We start from the raw sequence: 23,246 nt of genomic DNA, 5'->3' as shown, positions 1-23,246 counted from the left end.
CCAGTTTAATAAAGTGGCGCAGTTGTGCCTCTTTATTAAACTGGCTGTACCGCTTAAATGCAAAAAGACTGTCCCGACCATCGGAAGGGAGTGTCTTTTTGCCGCCCGGTTTTCGGGTCAGGCAACTTTTAGAGGATGGGTACGGAAATCTTTCAGATTAAGAAAAAAACCTCTGTTTTCCGTCATCCCATAGCGGAACAAGCTCCATAAAAGCGAACATCCCATTTGAGCAAGTGTAGAATTGATAAATAATTCCTGTTTTTCCAGTGCTTCTGCTAAGGAACAACTTGGTGTGTTGTCATGCTCTTCGGACTGTTTTAATAAATCTCCAAATTCTTCAGTAACAAATGGCAGGCTTGCCACTGTTTTGTACTTTTCAGAATTAGGCTGTTTGATCTCTCCGATGGTGGACAATATAACCTGTCCCGTGTGTTGACTGTTGCCGAAGTCGAACCAATATTTTGGGTCATCCCGATGGTGTCTTCGGTTTTTTTGCAGGTTTAGAATATCCGCAATATTAAAACGGGCTTTTACACTATCTACGCAGGAAATATAAATAGTTGCCTGTGCATTATCGGGCAATCCACCCAAAGGTTTTTTTTCAAATTTTCTAGTTTCCGCTTTCCAATTTGTTCCCGAAAAACGATTTGCCCGATTTATTAGTGCAATGGATTTGTGCAACCCGACCTCACACTCTGCAAAACGCTGTCTGCCCAAATTAGCGCTCGTTATAATATCATCGTCCCAAAGACGTACGGACAGCCCTGCGTGTCCGAGTTCAATTAAACTGTGGTTCATTTCCATAAGGGCAGTAAATACTTTGGAACCTGTACCGCCTGCACCGATTAGGTTTACGCTAATAGGATTAGTCGGATTCATTAAATAGTTATCCGTAAAATGTATTTTTGTTTTCTCGTTGTTCATCGCAGTAGATTTTTAATTGTTGTATTATTTTTTTTTAATACTTCTTTAGGAAAGGGTTTTCCTGTTTGGATAAGGTCTTTCCAAAGATTTGCACAATTCACTTTTACGGGGCTGTTACTTCCGAGTAAATGACTGAAATAACTGTTAAAAAAATAGTCTTCCCATGCACTTGTAAATTCTTCTACCGAAGCGGAATTTTTGATGTCAATACTAACAGAACCCATACATACTTTACCGTCTTTATAAATATTAAAAAAGGGAGTGAAATACAAAGACGTTTTCTCTGTCGGTCTTCTGTCGCTTGAAAGTGCAAATACCGTAAGGCTATTTTTGCTCGCATACCAAATCATTGAAGGTACATAAGCCGTACCGCTTGGAATGTCTAAACTATTTACAAAATACAGCTGTCGTTTTTGCGCTTTAGTGTACCATAATACCCCTCCTTTATCAGTACTCGGATTAATATGCAGGATGTTGGGCGGTAGAATCCCATTGGATTTTAAAAACGCTGTATCCTTGTTCTTTTCAATTTGTAATGCCTTTGCCAGTGCATCGGCTTCCCTTACTGTGAGTGGATGAGCATTTATAGGGTTCCCATTTTTATCCATATCAAAATGTTCCACATATATATCGGTATCCACTCCTTTGGTTTTATAGAAAACCAAGGCGGATTTTGGATGATACAATGTTCCAAAACTTGTCGTCATATCGTTTGTAATATTCATTTCCTTGTTGTTTTATAGTTATACAATAGACTGCATATATTGTCTAAAAGGAGAAATAACCTGCTTTCAAAATCGAGATTGGATTGTATTATATCATTTCCGTCAAAGCATTTATAAATGGTTGGTTCTTCCATTGAACCGTACTCGTTAAACTCATTGTTGATACTCTCGGAAATACTTTCATATAAACATCCTTTGGTGTGCGATATAAAGGAAATATACTTTTCCATACCAATGGTCTCGTTTTCGTCCTGCTCGTTTTCGGGGTCATCCTTTACAGGCGCATTTCGGAAAATGGTTGCATGTGGGTATTCTGTATATAAGGAAAAAGCAGAACAAGCTATGTACCAACAATCGTTATCAAATACATCACGGTTTTTAAAAGAATTTAAACGCTGTTCAAATACCTGTAAATTAATGTTATTAAAAATCTTTTGTTCTATGCAGTCTCCAATTAATTCTGCTTTTTCAAATTCACGTTTGTACACCTCGGTTTCGTCTGTTACGTCATCCTGCTCAAGCCAGTCCTCGTGCATTTGGTACATCCAATACAGATAGCTTTCTTCCTGTCTGAAATATGGAATGTTTGCAATATGGTACAGGTAAGAGCACACCGATAAAAGCAGTTGAGCATTTTTTTTGCGCTTGCGGTCGTGCAACATCTGATATAGCGGTTCAATAGGAATATAATACAGGGTTGTCCCTGTGTCGTATTTCTCCTCGCTGATTAAGTAAGTTTTCTTTCTGTCCTGTACCAAACGTATTTCCTGCCAATTCAAAACACGTTCCTTTAGCTTTTCTTCGACATCCCATAGAGCCAATGCCATATTGTAGGGATAGTCATAGTGGCTTGTTTGCATTGGCACTATGTCGTAATGCTTGGCAAGTCTGGAAAGGGAACAATAAAAATCCTTTTCCATTTTTGCTGTTTTCTGACAAGCCAGTACCGTTTTGGTTTCTTGCAATCTAGGTAAGAAAGAAGTTTTTAGAAAACCATTGGCAACATCTCCGCAGGTACTGATTTGCGTTTGTCTTTCTGAACTTCGTTTGCATCTTTGGGGCTTTGCATCCAATGGGCGAACTCGCTGAGTTGTTTGTGTAACTGCTTTTGTTGTTTTTCTTTGGGTGGTTTGATTGTTCCCGATATAATAGTTGTTCGCATAGTTCATAGCTTTAAAAATTAGGTTAACCTTTAGTGCCCATAACACTTTCAAATCGATATTCGACTGCATCATCTTTGATGGCGGGCGCAGAGATTTTGGCGGTAGTTAAAATAGGGTAGGTGTTGGCATAAAAATTAAGTACTGCTTCAACGCTCCAATGTGGTTCCGGATCGGTCAGCATAATGACCTGTCCCTTGTCTTTAAGTACAAATACTCGCTTTAATTGTGTTGCTAATAACATAATTTCTGAAATTTGATGTTATACATTATTGTTCTGTTCCAAAAAGACTTGGAGCAGAAAATTTGTCTGAAAGTTCCGTTTTGCGTTTGCGTATCTCGTCAGCCTTTTCGGGGAACTCTGCTATTTCGGGGACTTTTATCCACGCTTCACGGAATTTGCCTTCTTTTTCCAATTCCTCTGCTTTTGTCATGCTATCCTTAAACTTCTTGTCTTTGGCTTCCTGTTCTTTTTTCTGACTGTCGGCTTTATCTTTTTCCATAGCGGACTGCTTTTTGGTTTCTTCCAACTGCTTCATAAAGACTTCCATATCCACCATTAAGCCCGAAGCGGTTTGAATAGGAGTGGTTATCTTCTCGAAAAAACCGTTGTCGAGTTCTTCGGCTGTTCCTCGAAGATTAAGGGGCGGTATGATATTTTTTGCATTATCTCCGCATTGTTCGTTTTGAAGCATAATCGAAACAATAAGGTTGTTTTCTGCTCCTTTTGCTATGGTAAGATGTAAATCACCTGCAACTCCCAATTGTGCTATCTGATTGAAAAAATTTGTATTCATCGTTCTAAGATTTTAAAGTGTTGTTTAATTGTTCTTTTTTCAGGCTATCTACGGTCAACGAAGCTCTCAATTTTTAAGCTTACTCTTCTGTTTTCCCAATAGACATACTCAAGTGCTCTTTTCTTTGTTCGGAATTTTCTGCCGTTTACGTTCCAACGCACCTTCATCCTGCGAATAGTGGATGGTGTTCTAAGTGCATCATAGGTAATTCCTGTAATTTCAGTCTCTTTTTTAATCTTGACAACTTCGATATATATACCCTTTTGTTCAACATTCGGATAGTATGTTGACAGTAAGAGGTTATTATTTGGGTCAAAGATTTCAAAGCGGACAAAATCTTTGTTATTCAACATAATGTTGAGCAGTTCTGATAAATTGAAATTCCAATTAAGCCCTATGTTTTTTACTTCGTATTCCCTGTATGTTATAATTCCGATATTCATGGCTGTTGTTTTTAAAGGCTACCACCATTTAAGGCAGTAGCCTTTGATTGTTTAATTTAGGTTTAAGATTTCCGCCCCATCTGTTGCAAAAGAGGTACACAGTTCAAAAGCCTTTTGGGACTTTAGCTGTGCTGTACCGCCCATTACAATACTCTGTAGCTTGGCTTCATTATCTTTGTAACTGCGTACATTCTGATAGTAGCCTGTCACAGCATTGTAGGCTCCGAATAATGTGCCTTTTGTAGTATTCATCTGTTGCGAGTCGCTTGCCATAGCATAGGCAAAAGCATCGTCCACGGTGTTTTTGAATAGGGTCGACACTTCATCTTCTGCACCTTTTTTGATTAAATCCAATGTTTCTTTATTCGGGCAGAGTGCCAATTGAATTAGTTTTTTTACTTCTCGGTCAGTTACCTTTACTTTAGCCCAATGGTTAAATATGTCCTCTAACTGACTGCTTAATGTATTCGCCAATCCCATAACCTTGTGAGCATCATCTAAACGCTGTTTTGCTCCCGAAGTATGTTTGATACGTACCACGTTGCTCATAGAGCGGAGTGAAGCGTTAAGGGTATTTTGGCAAACGATGCGGATAGGTGTGAAAGCAGCTGTAATACTTCCACTGCCATCGTGCGAAGTGGTTAGGAAAATGTACTTTTCCGTAACATCGTCGCCATTACCTACTCGTATATAATCGGGCAGTTTAGCTGTGATAAAGATGCGTTCTCCCTGTCCAAGTGCTCCTGCGGTTTCGTACAAAATTCCCTGGTCACCGCCTACAATCTCATCAAAGAAATTGAACGCTTCACGATTTTGTACAATGTGATAGTCTTTGCCCACAACGCCCAATACTACATTGTTATCTGTACGGATATTGGCGTAATAGTTAGGTACTTCCAATTCGCTACTGCCTATTTCAATACTGTTAGAAGTTTGGATAATGCCTGATCCTCTTGTGTATAATGGACTTTTAGAGACTTCGTAGTCTAATCCTGCATGCTTTATAGCTTCTTCACTAGTTGGATATTGCTCCACGATTTGTCCTAAGCCGTGCCATGCTTTTTCCTTTACGCTAAAGAATGAATAACGTCCTGTTTCGCTGTTAAAATTGATATTATGTGCCATGATTTTGAAATTTTAAATTGTTAAAAATTGTTTAGATGTTCGTTGTTAAAATGGGAGGTCATCTCCTGTTTTGTCATTATTGTTTACTGTAGGAGCTTGTACCGTTTCCGATTTTTTACCGCCCCCGTGCAGTTTGATTTGCGATGTATTGAAGTTCAGTCCTGCATGTGCTTGTCCGTCACTGCCTGTCCACGCTCTTGCGCTCACTTTACCTGTCAGTTCTACCACCGTACCTTTTGTGAGTATCTGCGCTACTTTAGGACTAAGCCAGTAGGCGCAGTCGAAATACGTTGTCTGCTCTATGCGTTCACCCGCTTTGTTTCTGTAGCTGTCGTTGATGGCTACCGAAAAGTTTACTACTGTTTTACTGTTTGACACGTTGCGTACCTGCGCATCCGCTGTCAGTCTTCCTGTGATGTTCATAATTCCTACGATTTTTTTGATTTATTTTTTTTGAAATTTTATTTGGCAATGAGAGGAGGTGCTGTTTTGTTTCATCAAATCCATTTTTAATATTTTATTTCTCATTGCTGACATTTTTTTTATTCGTCTAAAGAGCCGGAGTATGCTATGTTTCGTTTCAGGAGCATAAAAAGGTTAGTGTTTAGCAATAGCAAGGCTTTTACAAAAAATACGACCCGAATGGGTGGAGATTTTTTGTAAAATCTGAAAGGCTTGGCCTTGCTTTTGCGTTAAGGACACGGAAATACCTTTGCTGCTGAAATGAGACAAAAGCATGCTGGTTATTGGGTAAAAAAGTAATGGGAAGAATGAGCTAAATGATAGAGAAAAGGTTTTATAAATCAATACAACATAACCGTCATAGTGATAAAAAACAGTAATCATGTTGTTTTTGAATATTTGTACAATAAAATAAATTTGCTTATTTCGTTTATTTTTGTATCTTTGTACTGTAAACGAATAACATTACAAAAAAAATGTATGGAAGTTAAAGTAAAAGATATAGCAAATATTCAGTTTGGATATTATGGGAAGCCTAGCGTAAAAGGTACTCTTTCCTATTTACAAGCCAAACATTTCAATGAATTTGGTCTATATATTGGAGAGAATGATACTTTTTTAGAAGAAGACTTAAAATCAATAGAAAATCTATTACAAAATGAGGATATTCTTTTTGTAGCAAAAGGATTTCGATTTTTCGCAACATTATATAAAGAAGAACATGGCAAAGCCGTGGCCTCTTCAATATTCTTTATTTTACGCACTGATAAAACTAGAATTATTCCGGCTTATTTGGTTTCAGTACTCAATCTTCCAAAAAATTTACTGCACTTTCAGCAGTCAGGTGCAGGAAGTACTATTCCTTCTATTCGTAAAAACGAGTTGGCAGATTTTACCTTTAATTTAATACCATTAGAAGAACAACAAAAAATTGTAGCATTACAAGAACTGTATCTAAAAGATATTGAGCTAACAAATTCCTTAATCAAAGAGAAACAAAAATTATTTCAAACAACAATTTCAACAATTATAAAATAATCACAAGATGGCAAAAATAAAAAATGATGCTCCAGGAATGAGAGGCGACAGAAGCAGAAATGATAACGGAGAATTAAGACAAAAAAGAAGTGACACACACATAGGAACTATCGAACAAAAGTATAACATTGATCTGAATGTAAGAAGCGATATGCATTTAGGTGCATATTTAGAAAAAAACGATATTGCTTCTTTAAATGATTTAGTAAATAACAATAAAAAATAATTGCTCCAAAAAATAACCACTATGGCAGAGAATAAAATCACTCAAAAGGAAATCAATAATATTGTTTGGAAAGCTTGTGATACTTTACGTCCAGTAATGGGAAGTGAACAATACAAAGATTATATACTTACACTATTGTTTATAAAATATCTATCTGATGTTTGGAAAGATAAGGTAGAACAATATCGTATTAAGTATCCAGATAATGAAGAAATGGTAAAACGTCAATTACAAAGAGAACGTTTTATATTACCCGAAACAAGCAATTTTGATTACCTATTCCAAAATCGAAACGAACCAAACATTGGCGAAATTATTGATATAGGACTAACCGCGTTAGAGGATGCCAACCGTTCCAAATTAGCGATGGTTTTCCGTAGTATTTCTTTCAATTCTGAAACGGTTTTTGGTCAAACCAAACAGCGTAATGCTATTATGAAAAACTTATTGGTTGATTTTTCAGAATTAGATTTACAACCATCACATTTAAAAGACAACGATGTCATTGGAGATAGTTATGAATTTCTAATATCAAAATTTGCTGGAGAAAGTGGAAAAAAATCGGGAGAATTTTATACTCCTAGTGAAGTCAGTACACTATTAGCGAAACTACTAGATCCACAACCCGGTAACAGAATGTGTGATCCCACCGCAGGGTCGGGCTCACTGTTGATTAAAATGGCCGATGAAATTGAGGGTAAAAATTATTCCTTATACGGACAAGAAAACAACGGTAGTACTTGGGCATTATGTCGTATGAATATGTTTTTGCACGAACAAGACAGTGCTACCATAGAATGGGGAGATACTATCAATAATCCAAAATTGTTGGAAAATGACAAATTGATGAAATTCCATATTGTGGGAGCTAATCCACCATTTTCACTTGACAAATGGGGAGCCGACACAGCAGCTTCCGACCAGTTCAACCGTTTTCACAGAGGTGTTCCTCCAAAGAGCAAAGGAGATTATGCTTTTATCAGTCACATGATAGAAACTACATACGAAGATGTTGGTAAAGTGGGTGTAATTGTCCCACACGGTGTATTGTTTCGTAGCAGTAGCGAAGGACAAATTCGTAAAAAACTAATTGACGAAAATTTATTAGAAGCTGTAATTGGTTTACCTGCTAACTTATTTTTTGGCACAGGAATTCCAGCAGCAATATTAATTTTTAATAGAGGAAAAGGAAGCAACAAAGATATTTTATTTATTGATGCCAGCCGTGAATTCGAAAATGGTAAAAACCAAAATAAGTTAAGAGAAATTGATATCGCCCATATAGTAACGGCATTTAAGACATTTAAAACTGCTACACCACTAACAACCGAAAAAGGGGCTATTGTAGAAGACAAATACAGTTACCGTGCTACTATTGCTGACATTATAGAAAACGATTACAACCTTAATATTCCTCGCTATGTAGATACATTTGAAGAAGAGGAAGAAGTAGATATTAAAGCCACGCATTCCAACATCATTGAACTTAAAAAACAACTGACCGAAGTGGAAAATCAAATGGAAAACTACTTGAAAGAGTTAAATCTTATATAATATGGATATTACTAAATATAAGAATACTTCTATTGGCTTAATTCCAAGTTCTTGGGATATAAAACCTGTAGGAGAAGCATTTAGGATTTGTAATAATCTTAGATTACCCATTAGTCAGGATGAAAGAAATAAAATAAAAGGTGAGTATCCATATTATGGACCTACAAAGATTCAAGGGTACATAGATAATTACAGAATTAACGGAAAATATGCACTTATTGGAGAAGATGGGGATCACTTTTTAAAATGGAAAGACCTCCAAATGACTTTATTAGTTGAAGGTAAATTTAATGTAAATAACCATGCTCATATAATACAAGGTGTTGATAATTTAACAGAATGGTTTTTCTATTATTTCAATCATAAAGAATTAACGCCTCACTTAACTAGACAAGGTGTAGGTAGGTATAAACTTACAAAGGATTCTTTGAGTAAAATCCCTTGTTTATTACCTCCAATTAAAGAACAACAAAAAATAGTAGAAATTCTTTCCACTTGGGATAATGCTATTGATAATTGCAAAGCGATTATTCATAATTTAAAAGTTAGAAATAAAGGACTTTTAAATAAATTGATAATAGAAAATGAAGAATTAAAAGTAAAACTAGGAAACATATTTATTGAAAGTAAAATTCCTGCCATAAATCCAAATGTAAATAAAAGAATTACAGTAAAGTTGAATCTAAAAGGAATTGAGAAAAGAGGTGTAAGAGGAAGTGAAATGGATGAAGCAACTGCATATTATTTAAGAAAAGCTGGGCAATTTATTTATGGTAAACAAAATTTGCATAAAGGAGCATTTGGAATTGTTCCAAATGAGTTGGATGGATTTGAAAGTAGTTCAGATATACCTGCTTTTGATGTAAATGAAAATTTCAATATAAACTATATTTTTTATTATTTTTCAAGAGTGCATTTTTTTGAAAAACTTGAAAGTATCTCTACTGGTACTGGTTCAAAAAGAATACAACCTCGAGAGCTTTATAAAATTTATATAAAAATACCATCTACTATTGATAAGCAAAATGAAATCGTTAAAATATTAGATACAGCCACTGAAGAACTAAATCAATATCAACAAAAACTACAAACCTTACAGTTGCAGAAAAAAGGATTGATGCAACAGTTATTAACTGGAAAAATTAGAGTAAAAAATTTAAACTAAATGAAAATATGAATGAATTAATTAATTTTTTTAACCATCCCTTTTTCGTTATTGTGGGAGGTATTAGTACTGTTGTAGCGATAGTAGGTTTTGGATATGGTATACTTACAATCATAAGAGGTGTTCTTCCAGTATGGATAAGACTAGGAAAAGGATTGTCAAATAAAAAAATTGCAGTTTACGCAGAAAGTGAATTTGATGATTTTAAAAATTTATTAATTGATTCAGGACTTTTCAAAGAAAAAAATATTGAAAAAATAACAAAGTCATCTCTCAGTAAAGGTGAAACACACACTATGATGTTAGTTAATTTTAATGAGTTTGCTGATAGAATTGAAGACATACTCAGGTTTAAAAAAGATAGTGATGCTTTGATTGTTTATGTTTCAAATGGTGTTAGAGTACCTCAAAATACCATGGATGGTATAAATAATCATAGAAATTCTATTGTAGTAACCTTTAGAGGACGATTATTGAATGATATTGTTACATCACTAATTACAACTGCATATGAAAAAAAGTAATATAAATTCACTTCTTAGAAGTTATATAAAGGAAAATCTTACTCCAACTATGGAGGATATTCAGTTTGTATCTAATATTTATCAATCTTTTAATGATTTACTAGGTATAAATAATTGTGTTCAAATAGGCTCTTATCCTAGATATACAGCTATAAAGCCATTTCACGATTTAGATATTTTATATATTATGGGTGATTGGAATCCAAATTATAATGATCCAAAATTTGATTTGAAAACTATCGCTGAAAAATTTTCAAAAGAATATAAAAACCCAACCCGCTTCAAGATAGAGATCGTTGTCCAAACACACTCTATTTCATTTAGATATTTAGATAAGGATAACGAAGTATTTGCTGTTGATTTAGTTCCTTCTTTAACTGATGGGAAGAATGAATTTGGAAGAAATACATTTCGTGTACCCGAAATTATAAAAATACATAGAGGAAAGAAAAGAACTGAGTATTATGAAAGAAAAAGCCAAAGTAAAGAAAATATAATATGGATAAAAACGGATCCATTAGGTTATATAGAAGTCGCGTCTGGTATTAATAAGCAAAATAAAGACTTTAGAAGAAGTGTTAAATTTATCAAAGGATGGAAGCATGACTGCAAAGAGAAAAATGAAAATTTTAAACTTAAATCTTTTCATTTAGAACAATTGATAACAGAAAACTATAATCAAAATATTCATTTAGATGTTTTTGATAGTATTTTTAAATGTCTATCCGAGTTGAAAGAAAAAATTGAAATGCCTATTTTGAGAGACAGAGGTGATAATAGTAAATTTATCGACAGTTATGTTTCTGAATTAACTGATGAAGAAAGGAATTCAATTCACGAAGCTGTAGATGCTATTTTAATCTCATTTGAAAATATTGATGCAACAAATAATGTAAATCTAATTGTTAAAAGCGGTTTTTACAAAAGAGTTTCAGTATCTGAAAAATTCTTATTCGACCAGAAAATACCTGTTTTAATTGATGATACGGTACAATTGAAAATTGATGGTTTTGTAAAAGATTTAAGTGGATTTAGAGATTACAAGGCAAATTTAAAACTTGTTAGAGGAGTTGTTGATACAAAAAACAAAATTGATTTTAAAGTAATTACAAACACAACAAATCACGATATTCTAAAATGGAAAGTTAAAAATGATAATCTTTCGAAAGACCTTAGAGGTGAAATTACAGATTATCATACATACTGCCGTCCAGAGAGCACTGCTTACGTAGGAAAACACTTTGTTGAATGTTATTCAATTAAAGGTAATGTTTGTGTTGCAAAAGATAATATAGAGGTGATTGTTAGACAATAATATTCGCTAACAGATACTTTGATAAGTAAAATTAAGACTAAGATGTTGATTAGTTGATAAATAAAAAACAGAGCTACAGAAAAATGGATAATGCAATAGTTATTAGCCTGAAAACTAGAGTTAAAACAAATAACTAATTTAGACGATTATGGCAAAAAGCAGAGGGTTTTCAATCTATTTATTGAAGAGTACATTTTCAAATGAAAATGCACTTAAGGAAGATCATAGTTTAGAATTGTTATCTGAAGGAGTAATCAATTTGCCTGATGGAGCTTTTATGTATATAGCAGATAGGCCCAGTAGTGTTCCTTGGTGGAAAAATTATTGGGGAGTACAAAAAGATTTGTATCAAATGCAAAAAGGAGCTTTAGTATTTTTGCCAATAAATAACCGCTGGGTTGTGTTGACTTTTGGAATGACTTATCATCAATTAAATGATAATTGTTATGAATATGATTTTGGATTGAGAACTACATTAAACGCCCTAGATCCTAAAAAAATAAAATCTACAGATATTCTGCAACCAGAAAATGCTAAAAGACAAAGAGTTCAAAGTCCGACAGCATCAGAGTTAAATTTCTTCGATCTTAGAAGTGATGAAACAATATTAAAAAAAATGACAGGTGCGGTAAAAGATGAATATGCAGATTTATTTAAAAATATCACAGGAGGAAATAGCTTAAAAGTTTCTTCAAACCTGCAAGCTGATGAAATATCAGATCTTTGTATAAATTTAGTTGAGATTTATGAAAAAGATGATTACAAAACCACTTTTCCTGAGTTGCAAAATATCGTACCTGTTAAGGATCCTGCACTTTTAGACTTATTGAAAAATAATCTTAAAGAAGCTTTTAATCGTAATCCTGCTCCTGTAGAATTAGTGTTAGCTATTCCTGATTTATTTGATTATTCTACTGATTATAAAATAAAGTTTTCTGGAGAGGGCAGATCAAATTTAGAATTTACTGATGTCTATATTAAAGGATATAGAGAATATTTATTAGATAAAGGTATTGAAGAAGTAGAAGATGTTGAAGAATTTAATACTCATAAATTAAGAATATTAGATGATAATGAAATCCTCATCAAAGAATATTCTATCTATAAAAGTTTTTTGTTCGATTGTGAAATACAAGGAAAAACATATCATTTATGTGAAGGTGAATGGTATTTAATAGAAACAGATTTTATTATAAATTTATCCACGGAATTAGATCCAATTTTCATTGACAATCATTCCTTTTTACATCAATGTGAGGATAAAAGAGAAGATGATTACAATGTTTCCGTTAAAAATTCAAATGCCAATATTATTTGTTTAGATAAAAAAAGTATATCACCTAACGGTCAATATCAGGTAGAACCTTGTGATTTAATTTATTTAAATAACAATTATCTAGAACTTGCCCACATTAAAATATCAACACGTTCTTCTACTTTGAGTCATCTCTTTAATCAAGGTGTAAATTCAGTACAGCTATTAAGAAGTAATGATCAGGCAAAAGATAAGTTAAAAGAGTTGATAGCAGATGAAGCAATAATATTACCTTTCATTGACGAGGGAAAATATAGTGTAACTTATGGAATTATTACCAAAAACGACAAAGCAAAGAAATCTAAAAGCTTACCTATTTTCTCTCGTATAAGTTTGTTGAGGACTGTAAACGAGCTAAAAACAATGAATATACCAGTTTCAGTATATTATATTTTGGATAATGTTGATAGAAAAAACTTAAATCAAGAAGAAGATTAAGACAATGAATAACCACAAAATTAATTGATAAAAAACTACTCCAAGCCAAATTGCACGAATTAGGAGAGTTATACAATCAAAGAGAGGGTAATCAAACTGAAGAATAAAGAAAGATGAAAATACTAAAACTTCAATCACATTTAATAAATGAACTCAACAAAGCAAATGAAGTTTATGTTGCTTCCGCAATAGTTTCTGATAGCGGATTACAAATACTGTTAGATAATATCCCGCCAAGCTGTAAATTAAAATTACTTATAGGCATTGATTTACCAACACCAATATCTGTATTTCAAAGACTTTTTGAATTAAATAATGAAAATATTGAAGCAAAAGTGTTTTTAAAGGCATCTTTTTTTCATCCAAAGCTCTATTTGACAAATGGTAAAAAGAAGGTAGGATTCATTGGTTCTGGCAACTGTACTATAGGTGGTTTAGAAAATCATATAGAATTATTTCATAAAATTTCAGAAGATGAAATGTATAGTGAATACAAATCGTGGTTTGATACTTATTTCAAGTTAGGCACTGAAATCAGAGAAGAATGGTTAACTCAATATGCCACATTTTTTTCGGAAAGAGAAGTACAAGATGCAACAGAAAGAGTAAAAATAAAAGAATTTAAAAAACAGTTAACAGTAAATAAAACAGTTATAGATATAAACCAAATTGATTTTACAAATCAATTTTTCAAACTGTATCATCACATAGCTTTTGAGGATAATAAAGTTAAAAAAAGTTTTCCTCAATATGATAAAGAACGATTAAAAGTTAAAAAAAGACTAGAGGATTTACATGAATTAGTATATCCCTTAATTATAAATAAGGGCTGGGATATTCATCCGCACCACATGAACAATCACATTGTATCTTCACACCAACATGGGGAGTTTACTAGTACTGATTTAGGAGCCTTGTGGCTACATTATGGTAGAAGCGAAAAAGATTTATTAAGATTTAAGCAGCTGTACGGTGATAATCAAACAAGTATGTATCAAATGCGTTTACAGGTTCTGGTGCATCTTTACGATGTTTCAATTTGGTTGCGTGTCGGAAAAAACAATGGAAGTGTTGTTGATAGAGAAAATTTTAAAAGTAGAATAAAAGAAAAAAATTATCAAAATAAGTTTTACACACTAATCAATAAATTATCAGATGATTATTTTATCTCTATAAATAATGAAAGAAGAGGTGTAACAACATTTAATGATAGTGAAGAACTTTCAGATTTTGTAAAGAAAGACAACATAAGTAAACACTATTTTATTATTGGAAAGGAATACTTACCCAATTCTGAATTTCTATCGGAAATCAATATAGTGGATACTGTAATTAAAGAATATGAATTATTGTATCCAATTTATGAACTTATAAAAACAGTTATTTAATGCAGCTACCATCATATATAGAAGACCATATTAGTCAAATTCCAGCATTGCAGTTACTCATAAAAATGGGATATCAATATGTGTCGCCAGACGAAGCAATGGAATTACGTGGCGGTAGAACCAGTAATGTATTGCTGGAACCAATTTTGAAAAAACAACTCGAAAAAATAAATAGTATTCAATACAAAGACAAAGAGTTTTCTTTTTCAGAGAGTAATATCAATGCAGCAATTATCGCTTTGCGAGAATTACCAATACAAGATGGCTTTATAAAGGCAAATCAAGCATTTTACGACTTAATAACTTTGGGAAAAAGTTTGGAACAAACTATTCTAAACGATAAAAAAAGTTTCTCTTTTCAATATATCGATTGGAAAAACATAGAGAATAATGTATTCCACGTTACCGAAGAATATGCAGTATTACGCAGCGAAAGAAACGACACTTATCGCCCAGATATTGTTTTGTTCATAAATGGAATTCCAATGATAGTAATTGAATGCAAAAGCAATGTGATAAAAGACCCCGTAACACAAGGTATATCGCAACATTTAAGAAACCAATTAGATGACGGAATAAGAGGATTATACCAATACACTAATATGGTGTTGTCATTAGCCGTAAACGAGGCAAGATATGCTACAACAGCTACACAAAAAGAGTTTTGGAGTGTATGGAAAGAAGTATTCCGTACCAAGGAAGAAGGAATACAGTATGGTGATGCAATTAGACAACTAAAAAACAGCGAATTACCTAATACGGAACGAACAGCCATTTTCAAACAGCGATTTAGTAGTGTATTACATTATTTCAATCAACTGGAAAAAGAAGAAGTAATTGTAACCGAACAAGATAAATTAATATTCAGTTTATGTCAGAAATCAAGAATATTGGATTTGATTTTTAATTACATAATTTATGATGATGGCATTAAGAAAATAACCCGATACCAGCAATATTTTGCAATCAAAGAAACACTAAAAAAAATCAGTATTGCAGATGCTAATGGAAAGCGAACTGGTGGTGTGATTTGGCATACACAAGGAAGTGGAAAATCGTTGACAATGGTAATGTTGGCGCAATTAATTGCAACCCAAAAAAAGCTAAAAAATCCAAAAATAATTCTCGTTACCGATAGAATAGATTTAAATACCCAAATTACAGAAACATTTCAAAAATGTCACGTTGATGTAGAAGAAGCACAAACCGGAAAACATTTAGTAGAACTAATCAATAGCCCAACCGATGCAGTAATTACAACATTGATACACAAATTTGAAGCCGCTATAAACCAATCAAAAGAAGGTTTTACTTCGCCTAATATTTTTGTATTGATTGACGAAGGACATCGAAGCCAGTATGGTACATTTAATGTAAAAATGCAAAAGGTTTTCCCTAATGCCTGTTTTGTCGCATTTACAGGAACTCCATTAATGAAAAAAGAAAAAAGTACTGCCAATAAATTTGGAGGTCTAATTGATGTTTATTCTATAACGGATGCTGTTGAAGACAAGGCTGTAGTACCGTTGCTTTATGAGGGAAGACACAATCTAATTGAGGTAAATGATAAACCATTAGACACTTATTTCGATAAAATTTCGGAACCTGCTACAACTTATGGAAAGGTTGCATTAAAAAGAAAATTCAGTTCAACCAATCAAATTAATAAAGCCGACCAAGTGATTTATGCAAGAGCTTGGGATATTAGCGAGCATTTTGAAGCAAACATTCAAGGGACTGGTTTCAAAGGACAATTAGTAGCACCCAACAAAACCAGCGCAATAAAATACCGAGAATACTTAAAAGAAATAGGAAAAGTAAGTTGTGAGGTGTTAATTTCTGCACCCGATACAAGAGAAAACCACGAAGATGCTTTTGAGGAAAACGAAGATGTAGTTTTGAAGTTTTACAAAGCAATGATGGGTAAATATGGAAAACAATTAGATTACGAAAAATCAGTAATTAGTGCTTTCAAAAAGCAAGAAGAACCTGAAATAATTATTGTAGTAGATAAATTATTAACTGGTTTCGATGCACCAAATAATCAAGTATTATACATTACTAGAAGTTTAAAAGAGCATACTTTACTTCAAGCTATTGCAAGGGTAAACAGAGTTGCATCAGGAAAAGAATATGGTTTTATAATTGATTATTTTGGAAATTTAGAAAATCTAGACAATGCTCTAAATACATACAGCGGACTAAATGACTTTGAATTAGAAGAATTATCAGGAACAATAATAAACATCAATAAGGAAATAGGAAAATTGCCACAGGCACACAGCGAGTTATGGGATATTTTCAAAACGATAAAAAACAAATACGATGCAGAAGCATATTCCGAATTATTAAATGATGAAAGCATAAGACATCCTTTTTATGAAAAACTTTCAGCTTTTGTTCGTTTGTTTAAATTAGCAATGGCATCAATAGAGTTTAATGATATTAAAAACGAGAAAACCATTGACAAATATAAAAGTGACAGTAAGTTTTTCTTGCAATTAAGAGTGGATGTTAAGCGAAGATATTTTGACGATTTAGATTATTCAGCTTATGAACCACAAGTTCAAAAGTTAATAGATAAACATATAACTACGGAAGGTGAAGTATTAAAAATAACCGAACTCGTAAATATTTTTGATAGAGAAAAAAGAGAAGCTGAAGTAGAAAAAGTAATTGGAAAAGCAGCAAAAGCGGATCACATTGCAACTCGTACCGTCAAGGCAATTAATGTCAAAATGAATGAAGATCCCATCTTCTATAAAAGTTTGTCGGCATTAATAAGAGAAGCTATAAATGATTATCATCAGCATCGAATTGATGAAGCACTTTATTTACAAAAAGCTAAAGAATATGAAAATCAATTCCTGACCGGAAAACAAAATAATGTACCAAATACTATCCAAAACAAACCAAATGTAATTGCTTTCTACAATCTGATAAATGCAGTTTTAGAGAATAGTTTTAGCAACGCACCTGAGCCTAAAGAAGTACAAGCCAGTACAGCATTAGAAATAGAAGATTGTATTAAGAATATAGTGTTTGAAAATAACACACTTATTATTGATTGGCAAACCAATACGGAAATTGAGAAAGAATTAAAAAACAATCTTGATGATTTACTTTTTGAAAAACAGCAACAATACGATACGCAATTCTCATTTGATAAAATTGATGAATTAATAGACGAAGTAATTAAAATTGCTAAACTAAAATACATTTAATGCTACATTCAATCCAAAAAGTGAATTACGGCAGTAAAAGCATTGAATATAATCTGTCTTTTGCTGTAAGGAAATCATTAGGCATAAAAGTATTGCCTGATGGTTTGGTATCGGTTATTGCTCCATTTGATGCGGATTTAATAGAAATCAATAAAAAAGTAAAATTAAAAGCCAATTGGATATTAAAACAGCAAGCCTTTTTTTGTAGTTACAAACCAAATACTCCAGAACGAAAATATGTTAATGGGGAAACTCATTTGTATCTCGGAAGACAATATAAATTGCAAATTATTGAAGATGCTATAAATGAAATTAAACTTTATAGAGGCGCAATGATTATGAAAACTAAAAAAAACAATCCGGAATATTTAGAGAAAAAATTAAATGAATGGTACAAGGAAAAAGCAATTGTCCATTTTGAAGAATTGCTCGAAAGTTCTTTAGAAAAATTCAATAAGTACAAAATCGAAAAACCTATTTTAGATATAAGATTAATGCAAAAACGTTGGGGTAGTTGCGCTAAATCAGGCAAAATAATTCTAAACACAGAATTAATAAAAGCCCCAAAAGGAAGTATTGAATATGTTGTAATTCACGAATTATGTCATTTAGTGCATCACAATCATAATAAGGAATTCTATGATTTACAAAATACATTATCTCCCGATTGGGAAAAATGGAAAGAAAAATTAGAACACGCTCTTTCATAATTTTAGCTTAGGAATATTAAGTAAACGTTCCAAATCTTCCAAAAAAAGTTCGAGATTAGTTTGGAAGTGCTAGTTTACAGGAAACTCCAACAATGAAAAAACTCAATACAAAGCTTTCATAAAGTTGTATCTCAGAAACATTTTAATAAATTTACATATACAAAAGTACATTGATTGATTGGCATTAAATTGATCGAGGCTACAAAGGGCTATAAGGTAAGTCATTATAAATAAGATCTATTAGATCTATTAGATCTATTCGGCTACCCTTTTTGAAGAAGTATTTGAAACACCAATAAAATCAACGAATTAAGGAATAGGCATGTAATCCTGCCACCTTGATCAAAGTCTTTTCATTATTGAAAAGACTTTTTTTGCATTACAGTGAGAAAATCATAGAGTAGAACGATTATTACGTCCAGATTGAAAATCGACAAGAATACAGATTCGAAGATTAAATCTGCCTTTTTCCGCCAAAAACATCCTTTCACAGCCTCATAACGATTTTTCATTGTCACTTTAATAATTTGGCGCCATTCACCATTACTTTATTGATATGAAAGAGATGAATGACTTTGAGTTAAAAAAGATAGCTATAGAGGAAGCATTTAAGAGAATGAGAGATGCGGGAATGGAAGTGTCATATGAAGACGCAGTTTTAATAATGGATTTCTTGCATAATTTAACATATCTTGTTATTAGAAAACACTTTAAACTTCCGTAGTTTGTTTACTTTTATGATGCTTAAAGCTTATGTTTTCAGTGTGTTAATAAAATATCTTATACTATGAAAAGTGCAATTTTATATATCCGAGTTTCAACTGATGAGCAGGCAGACAAAGGGTACTCACAACGTGATCAGGATGAGCGTCTGCGCAGGTATTGTAATAATCACAATATTCGTGTCGATAATGTTATTTTTGAAGACCATTCTGCAAAAAGCTTTAATCGGCCAGAATGGATTAGGCTTCTTGATGGGGTAAAGAAACGTAAAGCAAGACCGGACTTCGTACTTTTTACAAAGTGGGACCGTTTTAGCAGGAATGCAGGAGATGCTTATCAAATGATTAATATGCTTAATGGCCTGGGTGTAGAACCACAGGCTGTAGAGCAGCCGCTTGATCTTTCTGTTCCCGAAAATAAAATGATGCTGGCAATATATTTGGCTGCCCCGGAAGTTGAAAATGACAGACGTGCCTTAAATACATTTTATGGTATGCGCCGTGCTAAAAAAGAAGGCAGGGTTTTAGGTATGGCTCCATATGGTTATATTAATCGAACCAAAGAGGATGGTAAAAAGTATATTGCGATAAAAGAACCGGAAGCAACTAATTTACAATGGGCATTTAATGAAATTGCTAAAGGTGTGCTGGCAGCAGATCAAGTGCGTCAGACAATGGTTAAAAGGGGTAAGAATATTAGCAGGAGTGCTTTTCATGTGGCGCTGCGTAATGTTGTGTACTGTGGAAAGGTCTTCATTCAAAAACATAAAGATGAGGAGGCACATTCTGTACAAGGACAGCACGAACCCTTAATTTCTGAAGCGTTGTTTTATAAGGTTCAGGATATTCTAGATGGGAATATACGTCAGGTGCGTCCGCAGACCAAAATCTTTTCTGACGATAATTTACCTTTAAGAGGTTTTTTGATTTGCCCTGATTGTGGAAGGAATCTGACCGGCAGTGCTTCAAAGGGCTCAAAAGGGGGGTATTACTATTACTACCATTGTATTCCAAAGTGCGGTTTTAGAAAAAGTGCCGTTAAAGCAAATGAAATATTTCAGGTTGATTTAAAGAAATATGAATTTCCGATTGTCATTCAAGGAATTTTGCATGATATAATGATGGTTAATTATAAAAGTTTTGCATCTGTTTTTGAAAATAGACGCAGGGCTATCGCGTTGGAAATTGAGAAATTTAATACAAAGCTTTCAAAGGCAAGAGAGTTACTTTTGGCTGAAAAATTGGATGCAGATGATTACAGGGAAATAAAAGAGGAGTGTAAAAGTAACATTGAAAACTTAGAGGAAGAACTCTCAGCATACATGTCCGAACAAAAAAATCACAATATTAAGAAAAATCTTGATGATGCATTAAATACCCTTTCCAGCCTGTCATCCCTTTATAAAGATGGCGATATAGAAACCAAACGATATATAATAGGTTCAATATATCCTGAAAAACTGTTTTTTGATGGAAGTGCATATCGAACCCCGAGATTGAATGTTATTGCAGAGTGTATTTCTTTGGTAAATAAGGCTTTAGAAGATAAAAAAAACCGAACAAATGAGTCGTTTTCTCATTTGTCCGGTCTTGTAGCGGGAACAGGACTCGAACCTGTGACCTTCGGGTTATGAGCCCGACGAGCTGCCTACTGCTCTATCCCGCGATGTTTCGGGTGCAAAGATACACACTAAATACGGTTATGCAAATAATTTTAGTACTTTATTTTTTATAATTTTTAAAAACAATGTTTTTTCTTATACTTTATATTTCAATAATTCTTTGTAAACGTTTCCTTCTAAGCCTAATAGCAAGTCAAATGCAGGTTCGGTTTTTATGCCACTTTCTTTTAGTTTTATGATCTCCAATCTGAAGTTTTCGTCTTTTGAGCTTAGAATTTGGTGTTCGATTACCATATGTTTATAGCCATTTTGATGTTCGGTTGGTATATTTTGTCCAAAGATTTCGATTTCAAAAGCATCAATAAAGAAATTTGCAATAACAGATTCTTGATCATTAATGAGGTCTTCTCGAATGGTAAAACGATCTTCTTTTTCAAACAGTTTTTTTACCTTATCAATAAAATTAGATTTGTTTTTCCAGTAACAGATAATATCCAAATCACTGTTTTCGATATCAATATTTATCGGAATCGTACCAACCAAAATAGGATCAAATGCAGCAAGATTTTCCAGAACTTTATATTGCGCTAAAACAGTAAATGCAGCTTGCTGTTTAGTATTTCCGGTTTGCAAATAAGATAAATCCTTGAAATTAATCATTTATAATCTTGTTTTTCTCTTCGTTGATTTCTTGCTCTAATCTCTTATTGATATCGACTTTTGCATTCGTGAAAACAAAAATTGTAGCGCCATATCCTCTAGCGTATTGATTTGTGACTTGACCGCCAATAACAGCAGACTCAAAATACGGACTTGTTTCTTTCATTTCTTTCTCGTTTTCTTCAAAATCTTTAACACGAATGAGATTTTTATACTTAATGCTAAGATCAAACCAATTTAGATAATCGGCATTGAAAGAAACAGCTTTAATTCCTTTTTTAGAATAATAATTAATCGCTCCGGCTTGTCCGTAATTATCGCAAAGTACAATAGTTTCTTTTTGATTTGGGAGCAAGGCATAAAGCGAATCTGTTTTTCTAGCCAATTCTTTCCAACCTAGCATATCGGCAAAATCCTGAGGAAGATGATGATCTTTTCCGTCTTCCCAACGAAGCAGTCCCAGTTTTTTGTACGGTTCTGAATGTGCAACCATATATTCTGGACTTTTATTTGGAAAAGCAACATGATAAATGGGAATAAAAAGCAATAGCGGAATCAGAATGAAAATAGGTTTTAAAAAACGTTTCCATCCGTTATTTATCATTTCTGAAATATAAGCGGCTCCAAAAGCAAGATAAATAGGATATAATCCAATCACGTAATAGGCTTTTGCTTTGAAGTAAATAAAAATTAAAAGTGTGAAAACAAATGATGCAAAAAAGAGCTGATATTTTCTGAAAGGCTGATAGAATAAAACCGCATAAAGTCCAGCTAGAATCACAAATAATCCGCCAACAAAAAATAGAATTTGTTCTTTTAGAAAATCACCTAAATCTACATTTACCAATTGCGTTTTCGCCAATTCTTTCATGTGATGCACAATTGGAAAATGATTGCTGTATTGCCAATACAAATTGGGTAGAATTAAAACCAATCCTAAAATTAGAGCAAAATAGAATTCTTTTTTTGCTAGTATTTTTCTTTGTTTAGAAAGCAAAATAGCAGGAACTAATCCGAGTAATAAAAACACGATATTGTACTTATTCAAGAAACCAAAAGCGAAAATTACGCTGCCAAAATAAAGCCATTTTGTATTTTCTGAAGTCAGATATTGAATTAAAGCATAATAAAGTGCGGTCCAACATAAAATATCGAGCGAGTTTGGCTGATAGAGCATGTTTAAACGCAGTAGACATGAAAGCAAAACACACAAAGCTCCGAGTATTAAAGCGTAAAGATTGCCTTTGAGAAGTTCAATAGTTTTCCAGACAATTAAAAGCGTTAAAGCACCAAATAGAGCAGGGAAGAACTTTACCCAGAAAACCGAATTTCCAAGCAAAAGAATAGTATACGAAAACCAAGACGTAACCGGAGGAACAGATAAATAACCCCAAGCCAGATGATTTGCTTGATCCAGATGTAGATATTCGTCGCGCTGCAAATCATATTCGGGACTGATTAAGACATATTGCAGAATGAATTTTAGAATTATAAATCCGAATAAAATCAGGTTTTTTTTGGTCATGTAGATTTTGGCTTTTAGGTTTGTTTGACTTTTAGGTTGCAATTGGTTTTAAATCAACGCATGATTCTGTAGCTAAGATAGGACTTATTTTGATTTTTGAACATCTGAAATATTTCGGGATTAAATGGTTTAAAGTTCAGATATTTAAGTGTTTAAGGTTTTAAAATGTGAATTGGACTAACAT

Annotated in this window: 21 protein-coding genes and 1 tRNA gene; 11 read left to right on the top strand and 11 right to left on the bottom strand. The window is 33.1% G+C overall.

All coding sequences use genetic code 11. The features are described from left to right. Positions 1-117: 117 nt before the first annotated feature. From JC605_RS18560 to JC605_RS18525, 8 genes are read right to left on the bottom strand one after another with little or no spacing between them, the layout of a single operon-like run. The gene (locus tag JC605_RS18560) at positions 118-924 is read right to left on the bottom strand and encodes a PRTRC system ThiF family protein (RefSeq protein WP_198857620.1); all 807 of its coding nucleotides are present in this window, start codon (positions 922-924) and stop codon (positions 118-120) included. After that, entirely contained in the window at positions 921-1,649 is a 729-nt protein-coding gene (locus JC605_RS18555) for a PRTRC system protein B (RefSeq protein ID WP_198857619.1), read from the bottom strand. Before JC605_RS18555 ends, JC605_RS18560 begins: the two co-directional genes overlap by 4 nt. Further along, complete coding sequence (locus JC605_RS18550; RefSeq protein ID WP_198857618.1) at positions 1,646-2,818, bottom strand: hypothetical protein; 1,173 nt, start codon at positions 2,816-2,818, stop codon at positions 1,646-1,648. The genes JC605_RS18555 and JC605_RS18550 overlap by 4 nt, the downstream gene beginning before the upstream one ends. A gap of 16 nt (positions 2,819-2,834) precedes the next feature. Further along, positions 2,835-3,053, bottom strand: a complete 219-nt coding sequence (locus JC605_RS18545; RefSeq protein WP_198857617.1) for a PRTRC system protein C — start codon at positions 3,051-3,053, stop codon at positions 2,835-2,837. A 25-nt stretch (positions 3,054-3,078) separates the two neighbouring features. Next, on the bottom strand, positions 3,079-3,606 hold the full coding sequence (locus JC605_RS18540; protein WP_198857616.1) for a PRTRC system protein E: 528 nt from the start codon (positions 3,604-3,606) through the stop codon (positions 3,079-3,081). Between the two features lie 44 nt (positions 3,607-3,650). Then, a complete protein-coding gene (locus JC605_RS18535) occupies positions 3,651-4,049 on the bottom strand; it encodes a hypothetical protein (RefSeq protein WP_198857615.1) in 399 nt (132 codons plus the stop codon). Between the two features lie 51 nt (positions 4,050-4,100). Then, positions 4,101-5,174 (bottom strand): DUF932 domain-containing protein, encoded by a 1,074-nt coding sequence (locus JC605_RS18530; protein WP_198857614.1) that lies wholly within the window; start codon positions 5,172-5,174, stop codon positions 4,101-4,103. Positions 5,175-5,219: 45 nt separating this feature from the next. Beyond that, a complete protein-coding gene (locus JC605_RS18525; protein WP_198857613.1) occupies positions 5,220-5,597 on the bottom strand; it encodes a single-stranded DNA-binding protein in 378 nt (125 codons plus the stop codon). Between the two features lie 519 nt (positions 5,598-6,116). On the opposite strand from JC605_RS18525, the gene JC605_RS18520 reads away from it, so the two are divergent. From JC605_RS18520 to JC605_RS18470, 11 genes are all read left to right on the top strand, one after another. Then, the gene (locus JC605_RS18520) at positions 6,117-6,674 is read left to right on the top strand and encodes a restriction endonuclease subunit S (RefSeq protein ID WP_198857612.1); all 558 of its coding nucleotides are present in this window, start codon (positions 6,117-6,119) and stop codon (positions 6,672-6,674) included. A gap of 7 nt (positions 6,675-6,681) precedes the next feature. Then, positions 6,682-6,900, top strand: a complete 219-nt coding sequence (locus tag JC605_RS18515; protein ID WP_198857611.1) for a hypothetical protein — start codon at positions 6,682-6,684, stop codon at positions 6,898-6,900. 21 nt (positions 6,901-6,921) lie between these two features. Beyond that, positions 6,922-8,454 carry a class I SAM-dependent DNA methyltransferase gene (locus tag JC605_RS18510; protein WP_198857610.1) on the top strand — a complete coding sequence of 511 codons (1,533 nt, stop codon included), beginning with the start codon at positions 6,922-6,924 and terminating at the stop codon, positions 8,452-8,454. A 1-nt stretch (position 8,455) separates the two neighbouring features. Next, positions 8,456-9,619, top strand: coding sequence for a restriction endonuclease subunit S (locus tag JC605_RS18505; protein WP_198857609.1), 1,164 nt, complete (start codon positions 8,456-8,458; stop codon positions 9,617-9,619). A gap of 8 nt (positions 9,620-9,627) precedes the next feature. Further along, on the top strand, positions 9,628-10,143 hold the full coding sequence (locus tag JC605_RS18500) for a hypothetical protein (RefSeq protein WP_198857608.1): 516 nt from the start codon (positions 9,628-9,630) through the stop codon (positions 10,141-10,143). After that, positions 10,130-11,458, top strand: a complete 1,329-nt coding sequence (locus tag JC605_RS18495) for a hypothetical protein (protein ID WP_198857607.1) — start codon at positions 10,130-10,132, stop codon at positions 11,456-11,458. Before JC605_RS18500 ends, JC605_RS18495 begins: the two co-directional genes overlap by 14 nt. Positions 11,459-11,606: 148 nt before the next feature. Continuing rightward, the gene (locus JC605_RS18490; RefSeq protein WP_198857606.1) at positions 11,607-13,211 is read left to right on the top strand and encodes a DUF6119 family protein; all 1,605 of its coding nucleotides are present in this window, start codon (positions 11,607-11,609) and stop codon (positions 13,209-13,211) included. 113 nt (positions 13,212-13,324) lie between these two features. Next, positions 13,325-14,599, top strand: a complete 1,275-nt coding sequence (locus JC605_RS18485) for a phospholipase D family protein (RefSeq protein ID WP_198857605.1) — start codon at positions 13,325-13,327, stop codon at positions 14,597-14,599. Beyond that, positions 14,599-17,823, top strand: coding sequence for a type I restriction endonuclease subunit R (locus JC605_RS18480; RefSeq protein ID WP_198857604.1), 3,225 nt, complete (start codon positions 14,599-14,601; stop codon positions 17,821-17,823). Before JC605_RS18485 ends, JC605_RS18480 begins: the two co-directional genes overlap by 1 nt. Then, entirely contained in the window at positions 17,823-18,533 is a 711-nt protein-coding gene (locus tag JC605_RS18475) for a M48 family metallopeptidase (protein WP_198857603.1), read from the top strand. The genes JC605_RS18480 and JC605_RS18475 overlap by 1 nt, the downstream gene beginning before the upstream one ends. 787 nt (positions 18,534-19,320) lie before the next feature. Next, positions 19,321-20,889, top strand: a complete 1,569-nt coding sequence (locus JC605_RS18470; protein WP_198857688.1) for a recombinase family protein — start codon at positions 19,321-19,323, stop codon at positions 20,887-20,889. On the opposite strand, the gene JC605_RS18465 is transcribed toward JC605_RS18470, so the two are convergent. The 3 genes from JC605_RS18465 to JC605_RS18455 all read right to left on the bottom strand — a co-directional run bounded on the left by JC605_RS18465 (position 20,849) and on the right by JC605_RS18455 (position 23,062). Continuing rightward, positions 20,849-20,921, bottom strand: a tRNA-Met gene (locus JC605_RS18465). The two genes, JC605_RS18470 and JC605_RS18465, sit on opposite strands and share 41 nt — an antisense overlap. A gap of 91 nt (positions 20,922-21,012) precedes the next feature. Then, positions 21,013-21,537 (bottom strand): DUF4269 domain-containing protein, encoded by a 525-nt coding sequence (locus tag JC605_RS18460; protein WP_198857602.1) that lies wholly within the window; start codon positions 21,535-21,537, stop codon positions 21,013-21,015. Further along, positions 21,530-23,062: a glycosyltransferase family 39 protein gene (locus JC605_RS18455; RefSeq protein ID WP_198857601.1), complete on the bottom strand. Its 1,533-nt coding sequence runs from the start codon at positions 23,060-23,062 to the stop codon at positions 21,530-21,532. The genes JC605_RS18460 and JC605_RS18455 overlap by 8 nt, the downstream gene beginning before the upstream one ends. Positions 23,063-23,246: the final 184 nt, after the last annotated feature.

The organism is Flavobacterium sp. IB48 (genome assembly GCF_016405855.1).
GTDB lineage: Bacteria > Bacteroidota > Bacteroidia > Flavobacteriales > Flavobacteriaceae > Flavobacterium > Flavobacterium ginsengisoli.
Note: the sequence above shows the minus strand (reverse complement) of the source record. Positions and strands in the feature narration are given on the sequence as shown.